General features: G+C 64.0%; 13 protein-coding genes and 3 tRNA genes. 14 read left to right on the top strand and 2 right to left on the bottom strand.

Features of this window, described 5'->3' with window-relative positions:
* Positions 1–33: 33 nt before the first annotated feature.
* From C9F12_RS18195 to eno, 4 genes are all read left to right on the top strand, one after another.
* Complete coding sequence (locus C9F12_RS18195; protein ID WP_045991136.1) at positions 34–1,452, top strand: FAD-dependent oxidoreductase; 1,419 nt, start codon at positions 34–36, stop codon at positions 1,450–1,452.
* Positions 1,453–1,627: 175 nt separating this feature from the next.
* The gene (locus tag C9F12_RS18200; RefSeq protein WP_108449772.1) at positions 1,628–3,283 is read left to right on the top strand and encodes a CTP synthase; all 1,656 of its coding nucleotides are present in this window, start codon (positions 1,628–1,630) and stop codon (positions 3,281–3,283) included.
* A gap of 5 nt (positions 3,284–3,288) precedes the next feature.
* Positions 3,289–4,140 (top strand): 3-deoxy-8-phosphooctulonate synthase, encoded by an 852-nt coding sequence (kdsA, locus tag C9F12_RS18205; protein WP_108449773.1) that lies wholly within the window; start codon positions 3,289–3,291, stop codon positions 4,138–4,140.
* A gap of 103 nt (positions 4,141–4,243) precedes the next feature.
* Entirely contained in the window at positions 4,244–5,539 is a 1,296-nt protein-coding gene (gene eno, locus C9F12_RS18210) for a phosphopyruvate hydratase (protein ID WP_108132316.1), read from the top strand.
* A gap of 760 nt (positions 5,540–6,299) precedes the next feature.
* On the opposite strand, the gene fdxA is transcribed toward eno, so the two are convergent.
* Positions 6,300–6,623, bottom strand: coding sequence for a ferredoxin FdxA (gene fdxA, locus C9F12_RS18215; RefSeq protein WP_045991132.1), 324 nt, complete (start codon positions 6,621–6,623; stop codon positions 6,300–6,302).
* Between the two features lie 251 nt (positions 6,624–6,874).
* A complete protein-coding gene (gene mutS / locus C9F12_RS18220) occupies positions 6,875–9,466 on the bottom strand; it encodes a DNA mismatch repair protein MutS (protein ID WP_108449781.1) in 2,592 nt (863 codons plus the stop codon).
* A gap of 351 nt (positions 9,467–9,817) precedes the next feature.
* On the opposite strand from mutS, the gene C9F12_RS18225 reads away from it, so the two are divergent.
* The 10 genes from C9F12_RS18225 to C9F12_RS18270 all read left to right on the top strand — a co-directional run bounded on the left by C9F12_RS18225 (position 9,818) and on the right by C9F12_RS18270 (position 17,668).
* Complete coding sequence (locus C9F12_RS18225; RefSeq protein WP_045991131.1) at positions 9,818–9,976, top strand: YqaE/Pmp3 family membrane protein; 159 nt, start codon at positions 9,818–9,820, stop codon at positions 9,974–9,976.
* 190 nt (positions 9,977–10,166) lie between these two features.
* On the top strand, positions 10,167–10,667 hold the full coding sequence (locus C9F12_RS18230; protein ID WP_045991130.1) for a CinA family protein: 501 nt from the start codon (positions 10,167–10,169) through the stop codon (positions 10,665–10,667).
* Between the two features lie 293 nt (positions 10,668–10,960).
* A complete protein-coding gene (recA, locus tag C9F12_RS18235) occupies positions 10,961–12,031 on the top strand; it encodes a recombinase RecA (RefSeq protein ID WP_045991129.1) in 1,071 nt (356 codons plus the stop codon).
* 145 nt (positions 12,032–12,176) lie between these two features.
* Positions 12,177–12,650, top strand: a complete 474-nt coding sequence (locus tag C9F12_RS18240; RefSeq protein WP_108449774.1) for a regulatory protein RecX — start codon at positions 12,177–12,179, stop codon at positions 12,648–12,650.
* Positions 12,651–12,833: 183 nt separating this feature from the next.
* Complete coding sequence (alaS, locus tag C9F12_RS18245; protein WP_108449775.1) at positions 12,834–15,440, top strand: alanine--tRNA ligase; 2,607 nt, start codon at positions 12,834–12,836, stop codon at positions 15,438–15,440.
* A 113-nt stretch (positions 15,441–15,553) separates the two neighbouring features.
* The gene (locus tag C9F12_RS18250; protein WP_045991126.1) at positions 15,554–16,804 is read left to right on the top strand and encodes an aspartate kinase; all 1,251 of its coding nucleotides are present in this window, start codon (positions 15,554–15,556) and stop codon (positions 16,802–16,804) included.
* Positions 16,805–16,992: 188 nt separating this feature from the next.
* Positions 16,993–17,187: a carbon storage regulator CsrA gene (gene csrA, locus C9F12_RS18255; RefSeq protein WP_045991125.1), complete on the top strand. Its 195-nt coding sequence runs from the start codon at positions 16,993–16,995 to the stop codon at positions 17,185–17,187.
* A gap of 85 nt (positions 17,188–17,272) precedes the next feature.
* Positions 17,273–17,365: transfer RNA gene (locus C9F12_RS18260), tRNA-Ser, on the top strand.
* Positions 17,366–17,448: 83 nt separating this feature from the next.
* Positions 17,449–17,525: transfer RNA gene (locus C9F12_RS18265), tRNA-Arg, on the top strand.
* 66 nt (positions 17,526–17,591) lie between these two features.
* A tRNA-Arg gene (locus C9F12_RS18270) sits at positions 17,592–17,668 on the top strand.
* Positions 17,669–17,933 lie beyond the last annotated feature (265 nt).

A 17,933-nucleotide genomic window follows, 5' to 3' on the forward strand; every position in this document is an offset into this window, starting at 1 on the left:
CCGACGGCGTCCCGAACAAGGCAGGAGAACATCATGGCAAACCGTTTGAACAACGACTTTCAGTTCATCGACGTCGGTCGTCAGGATCCGCAGAAGAAGGCGGCGCGCACCCGCGCCCGCCAGTTCGCCGAGATCTACGAGCCGTTCAAGCCCATGGAGGCGGCCAGCCAGGCGCATCGCTGCCTGCACTGCGGTAATCCCTACTGCGAGTGGAAGTGTCCGGTCCACAACTACATTCCCAACTGGCTGCAGCTGGTCAGCGAAGGCAACATCCTCGAGGCGGCGGAGATGTCGCATCGCACCAACTCGCTGCCCGAAGTGTGTGGCCGGGTGTGCCCCCAGGACCGCCTGTGCGAGGGTGACTGCACCCTCAATGACGGCTTCGGCGCGGTGACCATTGGTTCGGTGGAGAAGTACATCACCGACACCGCCTTCGCCATGGGCTGGCGCCCGGACATGAGCCAGGTGACCTGGACCGACAGGAAGGTCGCGATCATCGGCGCGGGCCCCGCTGGCCTCGGCTGCGCCGACATCCTGGTGCGCAACGGCGTCAAGCCGGTGGTCTTCGACAAGTACGCCGAGATCGGCGGCCTTCTGACCTTCGGCATCCCCGAATTCAAGCTCGAGAAGACGGTAATGGAACGTCGTCGTGCGGTGTTCGAGGAGATGGGCGTGGAGTTCCGCCTCAACGTCGAGGTGGGCAAGGACGTCGCCTTCGAGGATCTGTTGGCGAAGTACGACGCCGTGTTCCTCGGCATGGGCACCTATACCTATATGGAAGGTGGCTTCCCCGGCGAGGACCTGCCCGGGGTGCACAAGGCGCTCGACTACCTGATCGCCAACGTCAACCACCGCCTGGGCTTCGAGAAGAATCCCGAGGACTTCGTCTCGCTGGAAGGTCAGCGTGTGGTGGTGCTGGGTGGTGGCGATACCGCCATGGACTGCAACCGTACCGCCATTCGCCAGGGCGCCCGTGAGGTGACCTGCGCCTACCGCCGTGACGAAGAGAACATGCCGGGCTCCCGGCGTGAGGTGGCCAATGCCCGCGAGGAAGGCGTGGACTTCCTGTTCAATCGTCAGCCGGTGGCGGTGGTCGGTGAAGAGCGGGTCGAAGGCGTCAAGGTGGTGCGTACCCGCCTGGGCGAAGCCGACGAGAACGGCCGTCGCCGTCCCGAGGTGGTGCCGGGCTCCGAGGAGATCATCCCCGCCGACGCCGTGGTCATCGCCTTCGGCTTCCAGCCGAGCCCGGCGCCCTGGTTCGAGTCGGTGGGCATCGAGGTCGACGAGCGTGGCCGGGTCAAGGCGCCTGAGCATGGCAGCTTCGCCTTCCAGACCACCAACGAGAAGATCTTTGCCGGTGGCGACATGGTGCGCGGCTCCGATCTGGTGGTGACTGCGGTCTATGAAGGTCGCCAGGCCGGTGAGGGCATCCTCGACTACCTCGACATCTGAGGCTCTGCCGAGCCCCGTCCCCCGTTGTGAGAACCATGGCGGAGGGGCGGGGCGGTTTCTCCAGGATGACTTCCTGTTGTGCAAATTGAGCCGTTAGTCGATATCTGCTAGTCTGTCGTCCCATCCTGGCGCGGCTTCCTGCCGGGCCTACCGATCACGTTTCGACAGGTTCTCCATGACACGATATATCTTCGTGACCGGCGGCGTTGTGTCCTCTCTTGGCAAGGGCATTGCGTCGGCCTCGCTGGCGGCGATTCTCGAGGCTCGCGGCCTCAAGGTCACCATGCTCAAGCTCGACCCGTACATCAACGTGGATCCGGGCACCATGAGTCCCTTCCAGCACGGCGAGGTGTTCGTCACCGAGGATGGCGCCGAGACCGACCTGGACCTGGGCCACTATGAGCGCTTCATCCGCACCAAGATGACCCAGTCCAACAACTTCACCACTGGCCGGGTCTACGAGCACGTGCTGCGCAAGGAGCGTCGTGGCGACTACCTGGGCGGCACGGTACAGGTCATCCCGCACATCACCGACGAGATCAAGCGTCGTGTCTACGAAGGTGGCGAGGGCTTCGACGTGGCACTGGTGGAGATCGGTGGCACCGTGGGTGACATCGAGTCGCTGCCGTTCCTCGAATCCATCCGTCAGATTCGCAGCGAGACGGGCGCCAGCAACGCCATCTTCATGCACCTGACGCTGGTGCCCTACATCCAGACCGCCGGCGAGACCAAGACCAAGCCGACTCAGCACTCGGTCAAGGAGCTGCGCTCCATCGGTATCCAGCCGGACATCCTGATCTGCCGTAGCGAGGTCGAGCTGGAAGAGACCGAGCGTCGCAAGATCGCGCTGTTCACCAACGTGGAAGAACGCGCGGTGGTACCGCTGCAGGACGCCGATACCATCTATCGGATTCCGCTGATGCTGCACGAGCATGGGCTCGATGACATCGTCTGCGACAAGCTGCGCCTCGAGGCCGACGAGGCCGACCTCAGCGAGTGGGTCAAGGTGCTCGACGCCAAGCTCAACCCGCTCAAGTCGGTGAACATCGCCATGGTCGGCAAGTACATGGAGCTCTTGGACGCCTACAAGTCGCTGAACGAGGCGCTGATCCACGCCGGCATCCAGACCCGCGTGAAGGTCAACATCGACTACATCGACTCCGAGGACATCGAGCGTCACGGCACCGACCGGTTGGCCGGCAAGGACGCCATCCTGGTGCCCGGTGGCTTCGGTGAGCGCGGTGTGGAAGGCAAGATTGCCACCGCGCGTTTCGCCCGCGAGAACGACATTCCCTACCTGGGCATCTGCCTGGGCATGCAGGTGGCGGTGATCGAGTACGCGCGCCATGTGGCCGGCTGGAACGATGCCGACTCCACCGAGTTCACCCACGACACCCAGCACCCGGTGGTGGGCCTGATCACCGAATGGCTCAACCCCGAGGGCAAGATCGAGGTGCGTGACGAGGCCTCCGATCTGGGCGGCACCATGCGTCTGGGTGGCCAGGAGTGCCGTCTGGCCAAGGGGTCCAAGGCTCGCGAGGCCTACGGTGACGACATCATCGTCGAGCGTCATCGTCATCGCTTCGAGGTCAACAACCAGTTCATCGAGGACCTGGAAAAGGCAGGCCTGGTGGTCTCCGGACGCAGCGTCGACAACTCTCTGGTGGAAATGGTCGAGCTGCCGGACCACCCTTGGTACGTGGCCTGTCAGTTCCACCCGGAGTTCACCTCGACGCCGCGTGATGGCCATCCGCTGTTCACCGGCTTCGTCAACGCGGCCCTGGGTCACAAGGCCAAGCGCACCCGCGCCCAGTCCGCGCACCAGGAGTGATCGCCATGTCAGACGCCCAGCGTACCATCGAATTTGCCGGCCTGAGGGCCGGCAATTCATTGCCTCTGGTGCTGTTTGCAGGGATGAACGTGCTCGAATCTCGTGAGCTGGCCCTCGAGGTCGCCGAGGCCTACGTCGAGGTGACCGGCAAGCTCGACATCCCCTATGTGTTCAAGGCCAGCTTCGACAAGGCCAACCGCAGCTCGGTGCATTCTTACCGGGGCCCTGGCCTGGACAAGGGGCTCGCGATCCTCGATGAGGTCAAGTCGCGCTTCGGGGTGCCGGTGATCACCGATGTCCACGAACCGCACCAGGCGGCGCCGGCGGCCGAGGTGGCCGATGTCATCCAGCTGCCGGCGTTTCTGGCTCGCCAGACCGACCTGGTGGTAGCGATGGCCGAGACCGGTGCGGTGGTCAACATCAAGAAACCGCAGTTCCTGGCCCCCCACGAGATGCGCCACATCATCACCAAGTTCCAGGAAGCCGGCAACGAGCGGCTGCTGCTGTGCGAGCGCGGCTCGAGCTTCGGCTACAACAACCTGGTGGTGGACATGCTCGGCTTCGGCGAGATGAAGGACACCGGCTTCCCGCTGCTGTTCGACGTGACCCACTCGCTGCAGCGCCCGGGCGGGCGCAGTGACAGTGCCGATGGCCGCCGCGCCCAGGTGCTGGACCTGGCCAGGGCCGGGGTGGCAGTAGGCATCGCCGGGTTGTTCCTGGAAGCCCACCCCGATCCCGATTCAGCAAAATGCGACGGCCCCTGTGCACTCCCGCTTGATAAGCTCGAGCCTTTCCTGTCGCAGATCAAGGCGCTGGATGACGTAGTAAAAAAACTACCGTCGATCGAGATACGCTGACGCTACCTCCGTTGGATCGTGTGTTCTGGCCCTGGGGCCTATGGTGTCACCCGGGCGGATCGACAACGCTGACACGAGTTTTTCACCCACAAGGATCCTCAAGATGACCAAGATCGTCGATATTCGTGCCCTCGAGGTGCTGGACTCTCGCGGCAACCCCACCGTGCAGGCGGAAGTCCGCCTGGAAAGCGGCGCGATCGGTGTCGCCTGCGCACCGAGCGGCGCCTCCACCGGCTCTCGCGAGGCGCTGGAGCTGCGTGATGGTGACAAGAGCCGCTACCTCGGCAAGGGCGTGCTGAAGGCGGTGGACGCGGCCAACGGCAAGATCCGTGAGCGTCTGCTGGGTATGGACGCACGCGATCAGCGCGGGCTGGATGATGCCATGCTCGAGCTCGACGGCACCGACAACAAGGAAAACCTGGGCGCCAATGCCATCCTGGCGGTCTCCCTGGCCGCGGCCAAGGCCGCCGCCAACGCCAAGGGCGTGCCGCTCTACGCGCACATCGCCGAGCTCTACGGCCAGCCGGGCAAGTACCTGATGCCGGTGCCGATGATGAACATCCTCAATGGTGGCGAGCACGCCGACAACAACGTCGACATCCAGGAGTTCATGGTCCAGCCGGTCGGCGCGCCGAGCTTCCGCGAAGGGCTTCGCGTCGGTGCCGAGATCTTCCATGCGCTGAAGAAGGTGCTGTCGGCGCGTGGTCTGGCCACCGCCGTCGGTGATGAGGGCGGCTTCGCCCCCAACCTGGCCTCCAACGCCGAGGCGCTGGCGGTCATCAAGCAGGCCGTCGAGGATGCGGGTTACGCGCTGGGCAAGGACGTCACCCTGGCGCTGGACTGTGCCGCCAGCGAGTTCTACAAGGACGGGCAGTACCTGCTGGCCGGCGAGGACAAGAGCTTCGACGCCGAGGGCTTCGGTGACTACCTGGTGGGCCTCAGCGACGAGTACCCGATCGTGTCCATCGAGGATGGTCTGGACGAGTCCGACTGGGACGGCTGGAAGTCGCTGACCGCCAAGCTCGGCGATCGCGTGCAGCTGGTGGGTGACGACCTGTTCGTGACCAACACCCGCATTCTCAAGCGCGGCATCGACGAGTCCATCGGCAACTCCATCCTGATCAAGTTCAATCAGATCGGCTCCCTGTCCGAGACCCTCGATGCCATTCGCATGGCTCAGGACGCCGGCTTCACGGCGGTCATCTCCCACCGCAGCGGTGAGACCGAGGACACCACCATCGCCGACCTGGCCGTGGGCACCTGTGCCGGTCAGATCAAGACCGGCTCTCTGTGCCGCAGCGATCGTGTGGCCAAGTACAACCGTCTGCTGGTCATCGAGCAGGAGCTGGGTGAGCGTGCGAGCTATCCGGGCCGCTCCGCCATCAAGGGGCAGGCGTAGGCCCTTGGCAAGGCACCGATGGTGCTAGTGTCGACGCGTCTTGTAAGAGATTGACTACAGTTCTTGTAAGACATTGACTATTTTGGCGTCGAAAAGGCTCGCAACCGTGTTGCGGGCCTTTTTTATCGCCTTGATTTTTCAATGCTTTTTCCGACAGGCCCTCTCGGTCTGCGTCATGGGTGAGAAAAGCAGGGTGCTTGTGATGACCCCAGAAACTGACAGAATGGCCACACGAATCGAGAGGTCAGGCTTCGCGGCGGCAAGTCGCCCGTCTGTCCCACGGAAACTTCATTGTTTCGGCATCGTTTCCGCAAGGAGGTGGAGTCGACGTCGGCAGTGAAGGGGCATGGATGTCCTCGGTGGTTGACACCCGGATGGGCCGGACTTGCCACTCTTCGGTTCAGGTAGGTGTTTTCGGGATGCGTTCAGGAGTCAAGAGCGCGCCTGGTGCGACAGGAAGTCGCTTCTGGGCACGGAGGGCGCTCAGGGAGTAGGGCGGAGGGAGCCGCCCAAGGAAACGCTTGGAGCGGGCGGCCTACGGGCCGCCTTTTTTTATGCCTGCCTGTCGGGCACCTGCTTCGAAAGGCCATTGCACCACGTCCTTCCTGCGCCGATGTCAGGCAGAAATCCGCGCCGGTCGATGCTTGTCCGGGGGCGAGAGGGCCGGACACCCTCCTTCAAGATTGCCGTTACACAAACGCGACAGCCGCCCGGATAAGGCGGCTGTCGCGTTTGTTCAGGTACTGCCTGGCGGCTAGGCTCAGCGCTCGAGCTTTTCCAGCTTGCCCGGCTTGCCGTCCCACTGCTCGGCGTCTTCCGGCGGATCCTTCTTCTCGGTGATGTTGGGCCACACCTCCGCCAGCTCGGTATTGATCTCCAGGAACTGTTCCTGGCCCTCGGGCAGTTCATCCTCCGAGTAGATCGCTTCGGCCGGGCATTCCGGCTCGCACAGGGCGCAGTCGATGCATTCGTCGGGGTGAATCACCAGGAAATTGGGGCCTTCGTAGAAGCAGTCCACCGGGCAGACCTCGACACAGTCGGTGTACTTGCACTTGATGCAGTTTTCGGTGACGACGAATGTCATGCCAGTCTCCCTTCCTCGGGCCAGCGCCTTGCCGGCCTCTCTGTACAGTGGTGGCTTTCGCCCGGGTCGTTGGTGACGTGCGTGCGGCGTGGCGCCCATGCAGGCCATGCAACCTTCGCGTCCGGCGTAACATGCCGGCGCGTCTTAAGCCTTAATGTTATATAGAAATGGCTTTTTATAATCTACGGTCCTTGGGTGCCACATTCTAGTCCTCGCGCCGCTATCGGGCAAGAGTATGCCTCACAAGGGCCTCACAGTGCCGACTTCCAGCGGTACAGCAGTTCCAGTGCCTGGCGTGGACTGAGGTCGTCGACCGCCAGGCCGCCGAGTTCTTCCACCAGAGGGTGGGGGGCGCTGGCGAACAGGTCCGCCTGCTGGGGGGTGGACTGGTGGTGTCGGCTTCCGCCATCCGGATCAGCGCTCCTGCGGCCATGATCGATCTCCTGCTGCTCCAGGGCGGCAAGCTTGGTCCGTGCCTCGGCGATGACGGTCTGGGGCACACCGGCCAACTGGGCCACCTGCAGGCCATAGCTCTGGCTCGCGGGGCCGTCCTCGACCCGGTGCATGAAGACGATGCCATCATTGTGTTCGGCGGCGGTCAGGTGGACGTTGGTCACCGCCGGCGCCTCTGTGGCCAGCGCCGTCATCTCGAAGTAGTGGGTGGCGAACAGGGTAAAGGCGCGGGTACGGGTCAGGTGTTCGGCGCTGGCCCAGGCCAGTGACAGGCCGTCGAAGGTGCTGGTGCCCCGGCCGATCTCGTCCATCAGCACCAGGCTGTGGTCGGTGGCGTTGTGCAGGATATTGGCGGTTTCGGTCATCTCCACCATGAAGGTGGAGCGCCCGCCGGCCAGGTCATCGCTGGAGCCGATGCGGGTGAAGATGCGATCCACCGGGCCGATGGTGGCGGTGTCGGCGGGCACAAAGCTGCCGCTGTGGGCGAGCAGGGTGATCAGGGCCGCCTGGCGCATGTAGGTCGACTTGCCGCCCATGTTGGGGCCGGTGATCACCAGCATGCGGCGATCGTCGTCCATGCGCAGGTCGTTGGGCACGAAGGGGCCGTCGCTGACCTGTTCGACCACCGGATGGCGACCACCGCGGATATCGAAGCCTGGGGTCTCTGACAGCGTCGGGCGGACGAAATCCAGCGCCCGGGCTCGCTCCGCCAGGGTGCACAGCACGTCGAGTGCGGCCAGCGCCCTGGCCGTCGCCTGGAGCCTGGCAAGTTCGGCGTTGAGGCTGTCGAGCAGGCTGTCGTACAGCAGTTTTTCCCTGGCCAGGGCGCGGGACTTGGCCGACAGCGCCTTGTCCTCGAACTCCTTGAGCTCCGGGATGATGAAGCGTTCGGCGTTCTTCAGCGTCTGGCGGCGAATATAGTCGGCCGGGGCCTCCTTGGCCTGGGCACGGGGGATCTCGATGTAGTAGCCGTGAACCCTGTTGTAGCCGACCTTGAGCCCGGCAAGCCCGGTGCGCGAGCGTTCGCGGGTCTCGAGCTTCACCAGGTAGTCCCCGGCGTGTTCGGCCAGGCCCCGGTGCTCGTCGAGCTCGTCGTCGAAGCCTTTGGCGATGACGCCGCCGTCGCGGATCACCACGGGAGGATTGTCGACCAGGGCTCGGGTCAGCAGTTCGGCCAGCTCCGGGAAGGGGCGAATGTGCTGACGCAGGCCGTCGAGCGTGGTGCCGTCGGCGTAGCCGGCAAGGCTCGCCTCGAGTGCCGGCAGGGCGTTGAGGGCGTCGCGCAGCCGTGCCAGGTCCCGCGGGCGGGCACTGTTGAGGGCCACCCGGGCCAGAATGCGTTCGACGTCACCGATCGCCTTGAGGTCGTCGCGCAGAGGCTCATGGCCGTCATGGTCGAGCAGCAGGCTGATGGCCGCCTGGCGCCCCATGACCTGCTCGCGATCACGCAGCGGTCGATTGAGCCAGCGCTTGAGCAGGCGTGAGCCCATGGCGGTGGTGGTGGTGTCGAGCACGCTGGCCAGGGTGTTGTCGCCGCCCCCGCCAAGGTTGGTGTCGATCTCCAGGTTGCGCCGGCTGGCAGCGTCGATGACCACGGTGTCGTCGCGACTCTCGACGCCGATGGCGGTGACATGGGGCAGGGCGCTGCGCTGGGTGTCTCTGGCGTAGTCCACCAGTACCCCGGCGGCGATGATCGCCGCGTGCAGGTGGGCGCAGCCGAACCCCTTGAGGTCCTGCACGCCGAACTGGTCACACAGCACCCGATGGGCGCTCTCGTGGTCGAACAGCCAGTCGCTCTGACGACGCAGGCCCCGGCGTTCGCCAAGCGCCGGCGGCAGCTCGGTACTTTCCGGTACCAGCAGCTCCGCCGGGTCCAGGCGGGTCAGCTCCGACAGCATCTCTGCCTCGCTTTCCACCTCGAGCACGCTGAAGCGGCCGCTGGAAACCTCGAGCCAGGCCAGGCCGATGCGCTCCCCCTGGGGCGCGATCGCCACCAGCAGGTTATCGCGGCGGGCGTCGAGCAGGGCTTCGTCGTGGAGGGTGCCGGGGGTGACGATACGCACCACCTTGCGCTCCACCGGCCCCTTGGAGGTGGCCGGGTCGCCGATCTGTTCACAGATCGCCACCGACTCGCCGGCGCTGACCAGGCGTGCCAGGTAGCCCTCGGCGCTATGATAGGGAATGCCGGCCATGGGAATCGGCTTGCCGGCGGACTGCCCGCGCTGGGTCAGGGTAATGTCGAGGGCCGCGGCGGCGCGCTTGGCGTCCTCGTAGAACAGCTCGTAGAAGTCCCCCATGCGGTAGAACAGCAGCACCTCGGGGTGCTCGCGCTTGATCCGCAGGTACTGGGTCATCATCGGCGTATGGCTGGGGGCGCTGGGCTTGGCCATGTCGTTCATGGGATCTCGAAGCGATGTTGATGAGTCGTCGGCGGCGGGCCGGCATCGCGAGGGACGCTGGCGAAAGGCGTCAAGGATAGCATGGGCGCAGGGCGCGCCTGTACCGCTGTGCCGAGATCCGTCTCGGGCTTTCTTCCCGGGGGCCAGGCGTGTCAGCATGATGTATCCACGATGCAGCATTTGTGGGGCCAGAGGGTGTCCGTCTACCCTTGTGGGTGATCGGTCGACGCCTTTTCTGGTGAGTGCGGAGCGATTTTCAAGGAACTCTCTTCCCTTGCGGGACTCTCTCAAGGAGTCGCCTACAAGGAACTGTCTTTACGGACTATTCAAAGGAGCTGTCATATGGACGTTGTACGCATTATTCTCGCGATCCTGCTGCCCCCGCTGGGCGTCTTCCTGCAGGTGGGCTTTGGTCTGCACTTCTGGCTCAATATCCTGCTGACCCTGCTGGGCTATATTCCCGGTATCGTTCACGCCATCTGGATCATTGCCAAGCGCTGAACCTGCCTGGATGACGGGTATCACTGTCGCGGCGACCTCGGTCGCCGCGATGCGTTGGTGGGCGCTGTACCTGTCGGCTTGTTGTCGCGGTTGTCGTGGCAAGACGTTTCCGAGGCGACGACGAGCCTGTCATTGTTGTCGTGATGTCGTATCGTGACACCCTGTTTTCACCACAAGAGACGGGCCTGCGATGACAAATGCAGACGATCGTGTTCGTCGCCTGGCGATTCGGCTGGGTGAGTTGTGTGTCGAGCGTGGGGTCTCGGTGACCGCCGCCGAGTCCTGTACCGGTGGCGGCGTGGCCGCTGCCATTACCGATATCGCCGGCAGTTCACGCTACTTCGAGACCGGCTACGTGACCTACTCCAACGCCGCCAAGCAGCGGCTGCTGGGGGTGCCCGGCGAGACCCTGGACGCCCATGGCGCCGTCAGTCAGCCGGTGGTGGAGGCGATGGTAGAGGGTGCTTGTCGCGACAGTGGTGCCCGACTTGGCGTCTCGGTCAGTGGCGTCGCCGGTCCGGATGGCGGCAGCGCTGAAAAGCCTGTCGGTACGGTGTGGTTTGCCTTCGCCGTCGACGGGCGGCTCGAGGCCGATCGCCAGCGCTTTGCCGGCGGTCGCGATGAGGTTCGCCAGGCCGCCGTGGTCCATGCGCTCGAAGGCCTGATCAGGCGGCTCGAGAGCCTGACCTGAGCCCAGCCGGCGGTGCCCTTGAGGTGGCCGTGGGCGTAGCGCCCAGCGCCGTGCGCCGGGCGTGTGGCGCAAGCGTTCCGGCCCCGCGGGTGTGCCAGCGCAGCGATCAACCCCTCATCCACTATTGATTTGCCCTATGCGCTCGATTCGTCACCTCGAAGGGCTGGTCGTCGTCCGCAAATTTCGTCATACTACTGTTCAGTCATACAGTAATTGCCAGGGTCCGGCGCAGGGCCCGATGGGGACTCGGGCAAGGCGCTCGACCCCGATCCATTGTCTACAGGAGCTCCGTAATGGCGCAGGATCAGAACCGCAGCAAGGCGCTGGACGCCGCCCTTTCCCAGATCGATCGCCAGTTCGGCAAGGGTACGGTGATGCGTCTGGGAGACGCTCCCAGGGTGGTGATGCCGTCGGTATCCACCGGCTCGTTGGGTCTCGATATCGCACTTGGCATCGGCGGTCTGCCCTATGGTCGAGTGGTGGAGATCTTTGGTCCGGAGTCCTCGGGCAAGACCACCCTGACACTGTCGGTGATCGCCCAGGCCCAGAAGGACGGCAAAACCTGCGCCTTTATCGACGCCGAGCATGCCCTCGATCCCAGCTACGCCGAGAAGCTTGGCGTCAATCTGGATGATCTGCTGGTGTCGCAGCCGGATACCGGTGAGCAGGCGCTGGAAATCTGCGACATGCTGGTGCGTTCCGGTGGCGTCGACGTGATCATCATCGACTCGGTGGCGGCGCTGACGCCCAGAGCCGAGATCGAAGGCGAGATGGGCGACTCCCACGTCGGCCTGCAGGCCCGACTGATGTCCCAGGCGCTGCGCAAGATTACCGGCAATATCAAGAACGCCAACTGCATGGTGGTGTTCATCAACCAGATCCGCATGAAGATCGGGGTGATGTTCGGTAGCCCCGAGACCACCACCGGCGGTAACGCCCTGAAGTTCTACTCGAGCGTGCGTCTGGATATCCGTCGTACCGGCTCGGTCAAGCAGGGCGACGAGGTCACCGGCAACGAGACCCGGGTCAAGGTGGTCAAGAACAAGGTGGCGCCGCCCTTCCGTCAGGCCGAATTCCAGATCCTCTACGGCAAGGGCATCTACCACGCCGGCGAGGTGGTGGACCTTGGCGTTCAGTGCAAGCTGGTGGACAAGGCCGGCGCCTGGTACAGCTACCAGGGCAACAAGATCGGCCAGGGCAAGGCCAACGCCGCCCAGTTCCTCGAGGACAACCCGGCCATCATGGAAGAGATCGAGTCCCAGATTCGTGCCCAGCTGCTGACCCAGCCGGAGCCGAAGAAGAGCGAGAAGGAAGCGGAAGCCGCGGCGCCCGCTGGCGACGACCTTGGCGACGATCTGCTGTAGCAGGTCGACTCGCGGCAGGCCGGCACGCCGGCCTGTGACGTCGCAACGTACGATTTTCCTCGGGCCCCTCGACAGGGGCCCGAGGCGTTTGTGAAAGGGGACTCGCGCCGTCAGTGCTCGCCGTCCCGTGCCAACAGGAGATGACATGCACAAGGCTGCCAGCCAGATGTCCCCACGCGAGCACGCCATCGATCTGCTCGCTCGACGCGAATACGGCCGTGAAGAGCTGCGAGGGCGATTGCTGGCCAAGGGGCACGCCCTCGAGGACATTGAGCAGGCCCTGGAAGCGCTTGCCGATCAAGGCCTGCAGAGCGACCGGCGCTTCGCCGAGAGCTTTCTGCGCGGTCGGTTGATGCGTGGGCAAGGGCCGGTGAAGATGCTGGCGGAACTGGGCCAGAGGGGCGTCGATCGAGCGTTGGCCAGGGAGGCGCTGGCGGAACTGGAGCGCGAGGAGTCCGTCGACTGGTATCGACTGGCCAGTGAAGCGCTGGAGCGGCGCTTCGGCCGAGAGCTGCCAGCGGATCCCAGGGAACGTGCTCGACGTGAACGCTTTCTGGCCGGGCGCGGTTTCGACTTCGACCAGGTGCGCGAGGCGATACGGGCCCTCGGCGATCATTGAACCGCCGCCAGACGGGCCTTCTCGGATGCGGTTTTGCACGACCCACTTTAGTCGCTTGACAACTACGCTATAATGTCCCCTTTTGCGACAGCCCCGGGTCGCGGTTTCATGCTCGGATGCTCCGGCGTGCCACGGCAGTGGGCCGGTTCGACGCGCTCTATCGCTCATCGCCACGGATATTTCATGAAAAGCGCAGATATCAGACAGGCCTTTCTGAGGTTCTTCGAAGAACAGGGTCATACCCGCGTGCCGTCCAGTTCGCTGGTGCCGGGCAACGATCCGACGCTGTTGTTCACCAACGCCGGCATGGTGCCGTTCAAGGACGTCTTTCTCGGGCGTGACCCCAGGGACTATGTGCGGGCTACCTCCTCCCAGCGCTGCGTGCGCGCCGGTGGCAAGCACAACGATCTGGACAACGTCGGTTACACCGCGCGTCATCACACCTTCTTCGAGATGCTGGGCAACTTCAGCTTCGGCGACTACTTCAAGCGCGACGCCATCGGCTTTGCCTGGACCTTCCTGACCGAGGTGCTTGGACTGCCCAAGGACAAGCTGTGGGTCACCGTCCACGTCAGTGACGATGAGGCCGAACGCATCTGGAAAGACGAGATCGGTATCGATCCCGAGCGCTTCTCCAAGCTGGACGAAGACAACTTCTGGCAGATGGGCGACACCGGCCCCTGCGGTCCCAGCTCCGAGATCTTCTACGATCATGGCGCCGAGGTGTGGGGCGGCCCTCCCGGCAGTCCGGAGGAAGACGGTGATCGCTACATCGAGATCTGGAACCTGGTGTTCATGCAGTTCGATCGCGACGCCCGCGGCGAGATGAAGCCGCTGCCCAAGCCGTCCATCGATACCGGCATGGGGCTGGAGCGCATCGCCGCGGTCATGCAGGGGGTCCACTCCAACTACGAGATCGACCTGTTCCAGAATCTGCTCAAGGCCGCCGCCGAGGCGACCGGTGCGAGCGACCTGGAGGCGCCGTCGCTGCGCGTGATCGCCGACCATATCCGTTCCTGTGCCTTCCTGATCGCGGACGGCGTGCTGCCTTCCAACGAAGGTCGTGGTTACGTGCTCAGGCGGATCATTCGTCGGGCAATCCGCCATGGTCACAAGCTGGGCGCCCAGGGAGCCTTCTTCCATCGCCTGGTGGCGGCGCTGGACGCCGAGATGGGCGAGGCCTACCCGGAACTGCGCCAGGCTCGCGCGCAGATCGAGCGCGTGCTGCTGAAGGAAGAAGAGCAGTTTGCTCGCACCCTGGATCATGGCATGGGCCTGCTGGAACAGGCGCTGGCCGCGCTCGACGGTGACACCCTACCGGGCGAGACGGTGTTCAAGCTCTACGACACCTACGGCTTTCCCTATGACCTTACCGCCGATGTCTGCCGTGAGCGGGGCGTCACCCTGGATGCCGAAGGCTTCGAGCGGGAGCTCGAGGCGCAGCGTGAGCGGGCCCGGGCGGCCAGCCAGTTCGGCGCCGAGTACAGCGCCACCATCGAGCTCGAGGGCCAGACCGAGTTCACCGGGTACGATCGCCTCGAGGACAACGCCAGGGTGGTCGCGCTCTATGACAGCGAAGGCAATGCGCTCGAGCGCCTGACGCCTGAGCATCCCGCCGTGGTGGTGCTGGACCGCACCCCCTTCTACGGCGAGTCCGGTGGCCAGGTCGGTGATACCGGCTACCTGAACGTCGAGGGCGGACGGTTCCTGGTCAAGGACACCCAGAAACAGGCGGGGCATCACCTGCATCAGGGGGTGTTGCTCGAAGGTGAGCTGGTGGTCGGCAGCGAGGTCACGCCCCAGGTGGACGAGAGCCTGCGTGCGGCGACGGTGCGTAACCACTCGGCGACCCACCTGCTGCACAAGGCCCTGCGTCTGGTGCTGGGCGATCATGTCCAGCAGAAGGGCTCGCTGGTGACGCCTGAGCGCCTGCGTTTCGACTTCAGCCACTTCGAGGCAATGAGCGCCGAACAGCTCAAGGAAGTGGAGCGCCTGGTCAACCAGCAGGTGCTGGCCAATGCGCCGACCCGGATCGAGAGCATGACCCTCGATGAGGCCAAGGAGAAGGGCGCCGCTGCCCTGTTCGAGGCCAAGTACGCCGACAGCGTGCGGGTGCTGACCATCGGTGCCGATGACTTCTCCATCGAGCTGTGTGGGGGTACCCACGTGGCCCGCAGTGGCGACATCGGCTGCTGTCATATCGTCGCCGAGAGCGGCATCGCCTCAGGCGTGCGACGGATCGAGGCGATCACCGGTGAGGGGGCGCTGGCCTACTTCGGCGAACAGGAGGCGCGCCTTGCGCGTGTGGCCGAGCGCCTCAAGGCCAAGCCCGAGCAGCTCGAGGAGCGCGTCGACAGCCTGGTCGAGCGTAATCGCGGCCTGGAGAAGGAGCTCGAGCGGCTCAAGGCCAAGCTCGCCAGCGCCGCCGGCAGCGACATGCTGGCAAGCGCCACAGAGGTTCAGGGCGTCAAGGTACTGGCGACGCACCTGGATGGCGTGTCGGGCAAGGAATTGCGTGGCGTGCTTGACCAGCTCAAGAACAAGCTTGGCTCCGGCATCATCGTGCTGGGGGTGGCCGACGAGGCCGCCGGCAAGGTCAGCCTGATCGCCGGGGTGACCGATGATCTGACCGCCAGGGTCAAGGCCGGGGAGCTCGTCAATCACGTCGCCGGACAGGTCGGCGGCAAGGGCGGCGGTCGTGCCGACATGGCCCAGGCCGGCGGTAGCGACGTCAATGCACTGCCGGCGGCGCTGGAGAGCGTCCCGGCCTGGGTGGACGCCAAATTGTGATCCCTCTGGGGTCGGGGGCTCGAGAGGGTCCCCGGCCCTTTTTTCTGCCCTGACAAAACTTCGCAGAGACAACAGTTTCATTCATTGAATCCAACGAGCGAGGAAGACGGCATATGGCACTATACGTACAGAAGTTCGGTGGGACGTCGGTCGGCTCGGTGGAGCGCATCAAGGCCGTGGCCGAGAAGGTCAAGGGCTTCCGCGACCAGGGCCATCAGGTCGTGGTGGTGGTCTCCGCCATGAGCGGCGAGACCAACCGCCTGATCGGGATGGCCAACGAGATCAACGACGAGCCGACCCCCCGTGAGATGGACATGCTGGTGTCCACCGGCGAGCAGGTGACCATCTCGCTGCTGGCGATGGCGCTGCACAAGCTGGACGTGCCGGCAACGTCCTACACCGGCTCTCAGGTCGGCATCATGACCGACAGCGCCCACACCAAGGCGCGTATCCAGCGCATCGAGACCGACGAGATGCGCGAAGACCTGGACGCTGGCCAGGTGGTGGTGGTCGCCGGCTTCCAGGGGGTCGATGAGGAAGGCAATATCACCACCCTGGGTCGTGGCGGCTCGGACACCACCGGTGTGGCGCTGGCGGCCGCGCTCAAGGCCGACGAGTGCCAGATCTACACCGATGTGGACGGCGTCTACACCACCGACCCGCGGGTCTGCTCCAAGGCCCAGCGCCTGGATTCGATCACCGTGGAGGAGATGCTGGAGCTTGCCAGCCTCGGCTCCAAGGTGTTGCAGATTCGCGCCGTCGAATTTGCCGGCAAGTACAATGTTCCGCTGCGCGTGCTGTCCAGTTTCGAGGACGGCCCCGGCACCCTGATCGTTGCAGACTCCGAACAAGACGAGGATTCCATGGAAGAACCGCTGATCTCAGGCATCGCCTTCACCGCCAACGAAGCCAAGCTGACCCTGCTCAACACGCCGGACGTGCCGGGCGTGGCCTCGCGCATCCTGGGCCCGATCGCCGACGCCAACATCGAGATCGACATGATCGTGCAGAACGTGGCGCCGGCCGGTGACTACACCGACTTCACCTTCACCGTAGCCAAGGGTGACTACAAGCAGACCATGCGCATCCTCGAGCAGCAGGTCATCCCCGATCTGGGCGGTGGCGAGTTGCGTGGCGACGATAATATCGCCAAGGTGTCTCTGGTAGGGGTGGGTATGCGCTCACACGCCGGGGTCGCCTCGAAGATGTTCCGCGTGCTGTCCGAGGAAAACATCAACATCCGCATGGTCTCGACCTCGGAGATCAAGATCTCCGTGGTGATCGACGAGAAGCAGATGGAATTGGCAGTACGTGCGCTGCACAAGGCATTTGGTCTCGACAAGGCCGATATCGAGAGCGAATAAGTTTCTCGGCGCGGCGCACACCTTCTACGCTTTAAGGAGTCCCCTCGCCAATTCGGCCGGGGGCTTCCCTTAAACGGCACAATCAGGTGTCATGAGTCGCTAGTGCTCGCCACCAAGAAAGAGGGCACGTCGTCCGGAAGCGTGACGGCGTAGCGACTCACGTAACAAGTCTGAGAAGGAGATCAGTCATGCTCATCCTGACACGCCGCGTCGGCGAAACCCTGATGATCGGGGACGATATCACCGTCACCGTTCTGGGGGTGAAGGGAAATCAAGTGCGTATCGGCGTGAATGCGCCCAAGGACGTTGCCGTCCACCGTGAAGAGATCTACCAGCGCATCCAGCGCGAGAAGGCTGACGATGGCGCTGCCGATGATGAGTGAAGGTGGTGGCCGAGCGGAGAACTTTTTTCGCCTCGGGCTGGACAAAGGCCTTACGTCTCGGTAGGATACGCACCGTGCCGATGAGGGAGAGGTGGCCGAGTGGCTGAAGGCGCTCCCCTGCTAAGGGAGTATGGGGTTTATAGCCTCATCGAGGGTTCGAATCCCTCCCTCTCCGCCATTTTACGATGCATGTCGTGAAGCGGCTTCATGGGTACCGATGATCAGGCATGTTGGATGCCTGGTGCATCAAGAGATTGATACGCGCCCGTAGCTCAGCTGGATAGAGTACCTGACTACGAATCAGGTGGTCGGAGGTTCGAATCCTCCCGGGCGCGCCATCTTCTCCTACGTTGCATTCCGATAGTTTCCTGGAATACGACATCGCAATGAGTTTCATTGCCTACGCGCCCGTAGCTCAGCTGGATAGAGTACCTGACTACGAATCAGGTGGTCGGAGGTTCGAATCCTCCCGGGCGCGCCAGATTCAGACCCGCTCTCTTCGGAGGGCGGGTTTTCTGTTTCCTGCCAAGTTTCCTGTCCAGTTTCGTGCTGACCGGCTGGCGATCACTGCCGGTTGCGATCGTTTAGGCGCCTGTCGAAGGATGGGCGCCTTTTTTTAGGTTCATCGCAGATTAGCGTGAAACGGGCAAGGCGCGTGAGGACAGGCAGGATAGAGAAACGGCGGTAAATCCGAGTAAGCTGATATTCGCCAAAACGTCAGCCTACGGACACCGCCGTTGCCATGG

This window comes from Halomonas sp. BN3-1 (assembly GCF_003056325.1).
GTDB classification, from domain to species: Bacteria; Pseudomonadota; Gammaproteobacteria; order Pseudomonadales; family Halomonadaceae; genus Halomonas; species Halomonas litopenaei.